General features: G+C 36.8%; 9 protein-coding genes, 1 tRNA gene and 2 pseudogenes. 11 read left to right on the forward strand and 1 reads right to left on the reverse strand.

Translation table 11 applies throughout. From position 1 onward, the window contains the following. Window positions 1-130 precede the first annotated feature (130 nt). From AC07E5_RS10365 to AC07E5_RS10390, 6 genes are all read left to right on the forward strand, one after another. Window positions 131-1615, forward strand: a complete 1485-nt coding sequence (locus AC07E5_RS10365) for a phosphorylase family protein (protein WP_498625407.1) — start codon at window positions 131-133, stop codon at window positions 1613-1615. Between the two features lie 19 nt (window positions 1616-1634). Beyond that, entirely contained in the window at window positions 1635-2582 is a 948-nt protein-coding gene (locus tag AC07E5_RS10370; RefSeq protein WP_136144150.1) for a CBASS oligonucleotide cyclase, read from the forward strand. A gap of 3 nt (window positions 2583-2585) precedes the next feature. Beyond that, window positions 2586-3083 (forward strand): HORMA-1 domain-containing protein, encoded by a 498-nt coding sequence (locus AC07E5_RS10375; RefSeq protein ID WP_038350076.1) that lies wholly within the window; start codon window positions 2586-2588, stop codon window positions 3081-3083. Beyond that, entirely contained in the window at window positions 3080-3976 is an 897-nt protein-coding gene (locus AC07E5_RS10380; protein ID WP_038350075.1) for an AAA family ATPase, read from the forward strand. Before AC07E5_RS10375 ends, AC07E5_RS10380 begins: the two co-directional genes overlap by 4 nt. 28 nt (window positions 3977-4004) lie before the next feature. After that, entirely contained in the window at window positions 4005-4553 is a 549-nt protein-coding gene (locus AC07E5_RS10385) for a 3'-5' exonuclease (protein WP_038350074.1), read from the forward strand. A gap of 541 nt (window positions 4554-5094) precedes the next feature. Next, window positions 5095-5170: transfer RNA gene (locus AC07E5_RS10390), tRNA-Gly, on the forward strand. Between the two features lie 327 nt (window positions 5171-5497). Here the strand turns inward: AC07E5_RS10390 and AC07E5_RS10395 are convergent. Then, entirely contained in the window at window positions 5498-5725 is a 228-nt protein-coding gene (locus AC07E5_RS10395) for a helix-turn-helix domain-containing protein (protein WP_004974343.1), read from the reverse strand. A 112-nt stretch (window positions 5726-5837) separates the two neighbouring features. Between AC07E5_RS10395 and AC07E5_RS10400 the strand changes: the two genes are divergently transcribed. The 5 genes and pseudogenes from AC07E5_RS10400 to AC07E5_RS10420 all read left to right on the forward strand — a co-directional run. Then, window positions 5838-6047, forward strand: a complete 210-nt coding sequence (locus AC07E5_RS10400; protein WP_000122748.1) for a hypothetical protein — start codon at window positions 5838-5840, stop codon at window positions 6045-6047. 19 nt (window positions 6048-6066) lie between these two features. Next, window positions 6067-7249, forward strand: a pseudogene (locus tag AC07E5_RS10405) (Arm DNA-binding domain-containing protein). Beyond that, window positions 7242-7493, forward strand: a complete 252-nt coding sequence (locus tag AC07E5_RS10410) for a hypothetical protein (protein WP_253116746.1) — start codon at window positions 7242-7244, stop codon at window positions 7491-7493. Before AC07E5_RS10405 ends, AC07E5_RS10410 begins: the two are co-directional and overlap by 8 nt. Window positions 7494-7558: 65 nt before the next feature. Further along, window positions 7559-8125, forward strand: coding sequence for a DUF1376 domain-containing protein (locus AC07E5_RS10415; protein ID WP_253131902.1), 567 nt, complete (start codon window positions 7559-7561; stop codon window positions 8123-8125). Window positions 8126-8135: 10 nt separating this feature from the next. Then, window positions 8136-8777 (forward strand): annotated as a pseudogene (locus AC07E5_RS10420) (ATP-binding protein); the annotation flags it as partial. Between the last annotated feature and the right edge of the window lie 111 nt (window positions 8778-8888).

Below are 8888 nucleotides of genomic sequence, written 5' to 3' on the forward strand. Positions count from 1 at the left end.
TAAAAGTATGTCGGAGCGGCCTAGGAAGAGGAAATTACAACGATTTACAGATGATATTTCAATGTTATTTAGGAGGCACCAGAGTGTATGAAATATCATCAACATGGCTTAAGTTGGCGCGTATGGGAGTATTTCTCATGCTACAAATGATGACCAAATTGATAAGGCACATGCATTTGTTGAAACTCTTGTTACAGAAATAATTAATTCAGGTGGAAGTTTTGTTGGCTATTTTTCAGCTGAACCAGTTAATGAAAATCAAAAACCTTTACTGTTTGATTGGACTATTGCAAGAAAGATTAATGAATTAACCAAAGAAAATAATAACGATGTACGTCTAAAGATTGTTGCATCAAATGATCGGTTACAAAATAAAACAAACGTTGAACAGCGTCAGCTTTTAAATAGCATGATAGCTCGTGGTATTGCTGAGCATATCTGTATCGATGATGAGATCCTAACAGGAAGCAATGTCGGCGAAGAACAAATAGAGCATGCTACAGCAATGATAGCTCTAGGTGGTGGTAAAGGTGTATTAGATAGAGCCCACAAAATGGCAAAGAAATCACTACCTGTTTTACCCCTTGATCTTCAACTGGGAGCAAATAAAGAAGATGGAAAGGGTGCATTAGGTGTCCTTCAAAAATTTCGTGAAGCTCCTTTAACTTACATGCAAAATACTGGTTTGTCGGTAGTAAAAAGTATTTCAGCAATTACTCTAGAAGAACCTGTATTAGATTTCTCACAAATATCAAAGAGAATTATCACAATCTTTCATGAAGAAGAGCAAGCTCGATTAGCTGCTCTTCCACCAGATGTATTAGTCTTAACAGCTTTACCAGTTGAGCTATCAGCAGCAAGACAGGCATTAAATATTAGTGAAGATACTCAGCCCTTTATTACTAGTATAGGGCTTCACGTTTGGAAGACAGTAATTATTCGAAATAATGGAGTGCGTGCAAATTGTGCAATTGCATCTTTTGCAGGTCCAGGAAATGTAGATGCATCTTCAATTACATCTACATTACTAAGCGAATTACAACCCAAGAATGTAATCATGTTAGGTATCGCTGCGGGAATGCGAGAAAAATGTTCTTTAGGTGAAGTAGTCTTATCTGAACGGGTTGTTGCGTATGAAGGAGCTGCTCTAATTGAAGGCGGGGTTACGGAACACCGCTCTAGAAGTACAGAGTTAGATTTAAAAGTTAGGCAGGATGTTAATACATATTTATCTAATAAAAGTTCTGTAGAAAATCGTTTAATTCAAAGCTATGAGGCCTTAGAAATCAATTTTCCAGAGAACATTGAAATTGGACCAGTCGCTAAAAGTGTTATGCCTAAGACAGCCACAATTGGAAGTGGTGAGAAGCTTCTTCGCGATCCAGAAAAATTTAGAGCTTTGAAAGAGCTTAATGGAAAAATAGAAGTCGCTGAGATGGAAGGTGCAGGAGTATTTGCAGCTTGTGCTAACCACAAAAAGCCTGTGTTAATGATTAGGGGAATTAGCGACTTTGGTGACTCCACAAAAGACAATCGCTTTCATGATTTAGCAGCAAAAGCTGCCGCAGCAGTAACAGCAGATTATATTGCTTATGGATTAACACTTAATAACTAACTTTGGGAAACTTATCCGAATGTCACTTAAAAATTCAGATCTCCAATACTATGATGGCAATATTCTGCGCTTATCTTCTGAAAAACGTAAGGAATATCATGCACAAGTTGATAATTTGATTGCTGAACTGCGTAAACACATAACTGTAAATTCTGACTTAAAAGTAAAAAAGGTAGTTAAAGCTGGCTCGTTTGCTAAGTTCACAATTCTAAAAAAAACAGCAGAAGATGATATCGATGTTGACGTTGTGTTCTATATAGATGGTAAAAATATTGATGATACAACTTTAGATAATCTTAATGATCTAATTTACTCGTTACTGACAAAAATTTATCCAACTAAGGCAGTTGAAGACTTTGAAATCCAACGAAGAGCTGCGACAGTAACCTTTGTAAAAAGTGGTATTAGTGTTGATATAGTTCCCGTTATTCAAGATGAATCAAATCCAAATCATGGCTGGCAATATGATCTTAAATCCAAAGAAAGAAACTTGACTTGTGCCCCTTGTCATATTCAATTTATCCGAGATAGAAAGAATTCAGACAAGCATTATCGAACTTTAGTCCGTATGGCTAAGCGGTGGAAAAATTTTGAAAATCCCCCAGGCCTTAAATCTTTTCATATCGAGTTGATACTAGCTTATCTTCAAGATCGGGATGGACCTACAGAAAATATTGAACAACGTTTTAGAGAGTTTCTAGGATTTATTGCTCAAAGCAAATTAAATGAGCGCATTGATTTTCCAGAGAACTCATCCAAGGTACAAAAATATTTCTCTGATCCCGTTGTAATTATTGACCCTGCTAATCATGAAAATAATGTGGCTTCTCGAATAACCGAAAAGGAAAAATCTGAAATTATCGCAAAAGCTCTACAAGCTTGGGAAGCTGCTCACTACGCTTCAGTTGAGGATGATAATGATGTGTGGAAAGAGATTTTCGGCCCTAAATTTAAAATTAAGGATTAAAAAATGAGTTCGTCTTACTCTAGTACATATACTAGTACTTATACGGTTTCTGATGTTGAAAAAGTTGTCCGTAGCATCAAAGCTGACCTAATCATGATCGCTGGTAGCACAAAAGCTATGACAGAAGATGATGCCAAAAAATATGCACATGACATTGAATTATTAGCAAAAAATAATTATATAACAACGGTTGATGTAACACTAATGTCTTCTTATGAGTCTGAAGTAAACGCGGTGAAATATTTATTTCAAACTGAGAATGCCTCTGGTACAGAAAGACCAGGAGGCGTAATGTGGCCATACACTCCAAATGGGCGAATTCGCATTATATTGTCACCTTCAGATAGTTATCATAAAGAAACTGAAAAAGTTAAGAAATTAGGACTGAAAATAAGCTGGGGAACAACCGATGAAAATACAAATCATAGCAGTCTATCAGCTTCTGGAGAGCGAGGTTACAGCAGCAATGGTTTTGGAGCTAACAGGAGCGACTATTCATGAGTAAATCAACCGTTTTTGAAGTTAAAACAGATTTACCAATAAAACAATTTGATGATTTGGCTAATAAATTACTGGGTTTTGAAGCTAGATATTCACGTATTAAAAAACAAGTACAACTTTTGCTTCAAGCAGATGAACTAGAGCAATGGAGCAAACAAAAGCATGGGAAAAAGTTAGCAGTTATTGATCTTCTTGTTGATCAATACCCTTTAGCTATCTTCCATGGTGATGTAGGTACTGGGAAAACAGCAAATGCAGAAGCAATTGTTAATCGCTTAGCCCGCGATGCAAGAATTGAAGATGCTTTGCTATTTAAGTTAAGTAACAAAGTCAGAGGAACTGGTAAAGTTGGTGAAATGGGTACACTTATTTCACAAGCATTTGATGAAATCACCCGATCTATTGGTAGTGGAAATGGTCGAGCCTTTCTTATTATTGATGAAGGTGATTCTCTTGGAGCATCTCGAAGCCAAGAAAATAGCCATCATGAAGATAAAGTGGGTGTTAATACTTTAATTCAAGCAATTGATGATTTAAGAAAACATGGCGGACGTATATTTGCTATTTTATGTACCAATAGATTAGCTGCCTTAGATGCTGCCGTTTTGCGTAGAGCGTCAATTGTAGAAGAGTTCGTTCGTCCATCAAATGAAGAGCGATATGAACTTTTTACTAAAGATTTGTCTGACATCAATTTTTCAGAGAAAGATATTTCAGAATTAGTGAATGCAACAGCTCCTCATGGAGTAGAGCCAGGCTGGACATACTCTGATATTCGTACACGTTTATATCCAACTGCAGTTTCTTTAGCATTTCCTGATTCAGAATTAACAATTTCACACTTTCATCAGGCCCTTAGTAAACTTAAGCCTTCACCTATAATGGCTGGATAACAAAATCCTAATTGGAAGGAGCATAATAATGAGCAAAAAAGAAGTTTATATTTCTGTGGATATTGAGACAGCCGGACCTATTGTTGGTGAACACAGTATGTTGTCAATAGGAGCATGCTTTGTATATAACCCACATATAGAGTTTGCAATAATGCTCCAACCAATTAGTGATAAAGCAATTGAAGAAGCTTTAAAAGTCTCAGGAATAACTTTAGAAGAAGCATATAAAGTAGGACTTCCACCAAAAGAAGCTATGTCTCAATTTGAGAATTGGCTGATTCAAAATATACCTGAGAATGCTACTCCTGTTTTCGTAGGGCTTAATGCCCCATTCGATTGGTCCTTTATAAATTATTATTTTTTGAAATATTTAAATAGAAATCCTTTCGGTATTTCAGCCATAGATATCAAAGCTCTTTTTATGGGCGCTACAAAATGTAGTTGGCACGATACAAAATCAAGCTCAATAGATAAATATGTACATCCGACCTTACAAGGTGATCATAATGCTTTGCATGATGCAAAATACCAAGCAGAGCTATTCAGATTAGTTTATGAGTTAAATCGCTCAAAATAAATAATATTTTGAGTTCTGAAATCATATTTTAGTATCTGAATTAATTTAGATGCTAAAATATACTAAGTATCAAAGAGAAAGGCTGGTAACTTCAGCAGTCAGTTAATAACTATTTTGTCCTTTAATTTTTTAGTATCAATTTCATGACATTTATTAGTTAATAACTATTTTGTAATAAAAGACAATTTAACTAAGTTTAAGTTATTGATTTTTAATAGTCACTAGTTAACAACTATTTTGTCTGACCACATTAAATTTAATAAAATTATTTTGAATCACCTAAAAAATCCGCAGTCGGCTTCATTTTTAGAAATTTAGTACTGCGGATTTTTTATGTCTGATACTTTTATTTTTCGCATAACTACAGTGCATAGCAAGCGATATTGAAACTTTTGCAGACAATGAAAACTTTTATAAAAACAAATAACCTAAGTCATTTAACCACACTATTTTCTAAAAATGTTGTTTATTTATTCAGTCAGTACAATGACATGCAAAAAATGATTGACCCTATTTTTGCATCATGTATTATACACCGCATGCGGGAATAGCTCAGTTGGTAGAGCACAACCTTGCCAAGGTTGGGGTCGCGAGTTCGAGTCTCGTTTCCCGCTCCAAATTCAAAAAAACCCTCATCGAAAGATGGGGGCTTTTTTCTTATTGATTTTATTATATTTTTTAAAAAATCTTCTTCCTGTGTTATTCGATTCAATAAAAAATATTTTTAATGTAATTTGTATTTTGTGACCAAGATGTGACCATGGCGTGCCCACAACAATAAAAATGGTCTCAATTAACCTTAAATGTCTTCAATCGATTACCACTTTCAGAGCTTTTTTTGAAGGTAAAAAATCACCCTATTCTCTTCAAAACAAGATGTTTTTTACCAAACGATCAAGGATTTGTGACCATTTCACTTTTTGATGTGACCAATTGTGACCAAACTAGCTATTATCATTTTGATTATTATCAATTTTCTTAAAAACCAATAAATCACCCACTTCCACATCTAATGCAATACAAATTTTATCAATGGTTTCAAAATCAATCCGTACAGATTCATCATTATAAAGTTTATGTAAAGTAGATTTATTAATTCCAGTACTTCTTACCAGATCAGCAACCTTAAGTTTCCTTTCTGCTAATAAAACTGCCAAGTTTGAAATAATCATAAAATTTCCTATTTAAGTCATAAAAAGTACTTGCAACAACATAAAAATATGATAATTTATGTCTTAGGAATAATTTTTCCTAGTTACCTAGTAAAAAATATGAGGCTCTATTATGTCATATACCTATCTCACAGCCCAGCAACTGGCTGAAAAAATCCAGTACGACGCTCGTACTATTCGCAACCAACTGAAGGACAGTGTCTTTATTGAAGGTGTTCATTACATCCGTCCTTTTGGTGGTCGCAAAATTCTTTTTGTTTGGGAACGTATTGAAACTGAAATGCTTAAATTCACTGGTTTAAGTATGGATGCTCTTCAATAAGGTTCAGGAGGTTTAACCGATGGCTACCATCCGGGAAAGAAGTGGCAAACTCATTGCCGATTTTCGCTACATGGGCATCCGTTGCAGAGAGACAACCAATCTTGAAGACAATGCCTATAATCGCCGAATTTTAAAAAAACGTCTCGAGCAGCTTCAAGCTGAAATTACTTTGGGAACTTTTGAATACGAAAAGTATTTTCCAAAAAGTAAACGTGTTGAGGAGTTTAAGGAAAAAAAGAAGTCAGCAAATCGCTGTACAAACCAAGGTTCCTCTTTTTAAAGAGTTTACTGAATTGTGGTTTAAACAGAAACAAATTGAATGGAGAGATTCATATCAACAAAAGGTTTCAATTGTAATCAAAAACTATTTGATCCCCGCTTTTGGTAATCAGGTTCTCTCAAAAATTAAGAAGTCAGACTTGCTGAACTTCCGTGCTTCCCTCGCCAAAGTGACACACGGAAAAGGTCAAACAAGTCTGAAAGCATCGAGGATCAATCAAATCATGACGCCTTTACGTATGATACTTAATGAAGCAGCGGAACGATACAACTTTGTTTCGCCTTATAAAAATATTAAGAATCTCAAGGAAAGTCGCATTGACGTTACACCTTTTACCCTACAAGAGGTGCAAAAGATCATAGAGACTGTGCGTGATGACTTTAAACCGTACTACACCGTTCGCTTCTTCACAGGTATGCGTACCAGTGAAATCGATGGTCTACGTTGGCAAAACGTGAATTTTCAACGGCGTGAGATCTATATCAAAGAAGCATTAGTCAACGGCAAACTTGGTGATACCAAAACCTTTGGATCAGACCGTGGCATTCAAATGAGTGAGCGTGTTTATCAAGCACTCTTAGAACAAAAGAAAATGGTCAAGAACCGCTCTGAATTCGTTTTTTCTATGCGAAATGGCAACCCATTGGACTATCGCTTAGTGAATCGACGCGTATGGCATCCATTATTAAGATTTTTAGGTTTGAAAAGTCGTCGTGCATATCAAACACGGCATACTGCAGCGACATTGTGGCTCTCAGCTGGTGAAAATCCGGAATGGATTGCCAAACAACTAGGACATTCTACGACTGAAATGCTGTTTCGTGTTTACAGTCGCTATGTTCCTAATATTACCCGTCGTGATGGCAGTGCTTTTGAAGCCATGCTGGAGAGACTCACTACAGAGGAGCTTGCACATGAATAGTAAAGCTTTCTTTGGTGGTGTGGTGATCAGCCCTGAAGCAGATATGGTCGCTCGTGAATTAATCCATGAGCTACACATTCCCAAACTGCACAATCTGGCCTTTTTGCTGGAAATCAATAAATGCTTCGATGATCACCAAGCATTAAGACTTTGGCTACAGCGAATGCTGGATGAAGGGCAAGCCCATTACGGTGACCTAGCCCAACAGGCCCGTCTCCGCTTAATGAGTCTCGCTCACTCATAAAACAAACATATAAGGTCATCTAATTGATGACCTTAGCCCCTTTATACCTATAAAAAGGTGAACACATGCATAAAGATATTTCAATTTGGATGCCACTCTATATTGGCGACCTACAGGCGAAATTTGCACGAATGACAGCAGAACAAATTGGTGCGGCACTGCTGTTAATGATGGATTTCTGGAAAAATGGTGCCATTCCTCGCGACCTAGCTACTGTATGTAGCATCACGAAATTACCGCAGCACACCAAGGCTAAAACTTTGTTAAATACGCTGATGGCCCTGGAATTGTTTGAAGTCGAATCTGAGGAGATTCATTCAAATTTCTTAAGCAGTTTAAAAAGCCAGGCATTGCAAAATCAGCAAATGAAATCTGATAAAGCTAAAAATGCAGCTCAAGCACGTTGGGGCAAATCCGCAAGTAATGCTCAAGCATCAGCCAGGCAACGAAAAGTAAATGCTCAAGCAGCTCCTGAGAAGAGCCCGAGTATTACTCAAGTCATGCTTGAATCATGCCCTTCATCTTCATCTTCATCTTCATCTTCATCTTCATCTTCATCTTCATCTTCATCTTCATCTTCAAATTTTGAAGAAAAAAATGAGAGTTTTTTAGAAAATTCAAAGTGGATTTAGGAGATCAGTCATGAATACCATGCTTAAAACACTCCAGTTTCGCGAAGAAACAACGGAAACACTTTGCCCTACCCATCATATACCCCTGATGGAAATCGCCGGTCACAGGCTCTGTAAATTGTGTGCCAAAGAAACCGTCCAACACTCACATGCAGCCTATGAGAATGAACTGCAACAGCGATTGCTAAAACAGAAAATTAAAAATTCAGGGCTCAATAAACGCTACCTGGATCGGGGCTTCAAGAATTATGTAGTTGCATGCCCTGCACAAGACAATACCATCAAACTATGTCAGGCCTTTGCACAGCAGATTATTTCTGACCACAACCCGAACATGTTGATGATTGGTACACCAGGTACAGGTAAAACCCATCTGAGTGCATCAATTATTCGTAACATTCTGCATAACAGTACAAAATCTGCACGCTACTATACCAGTGCAGAAATTGCTCAAAAAATGATGGACACTTGGTCAGATGCTTCACGCTCTGAAAAGGAAGTCATCGACCATTTCTCCAGCTTTGATTTATTAGTGATTGATGAATATGGCCTGCATGACCGGCATGAAAAACGCCTGGAGATGGTACATAAGGTTTTGTATAGTCGTTATGACAACATGAAATCTACCCTTCTGATTGAACCGTACCGGGTTTGTCGGAGACCAACTTTCTTGAGAGAATGTTCCAATGACAAAACCAAAATATACCCCTGAAATCAGAGAAAGAGCGGTTCAATTATTGATTGAATCTGAAAAAGATTATCC

This window comes from Acinetobacter seohaensis, assembly GCF_056431365.1.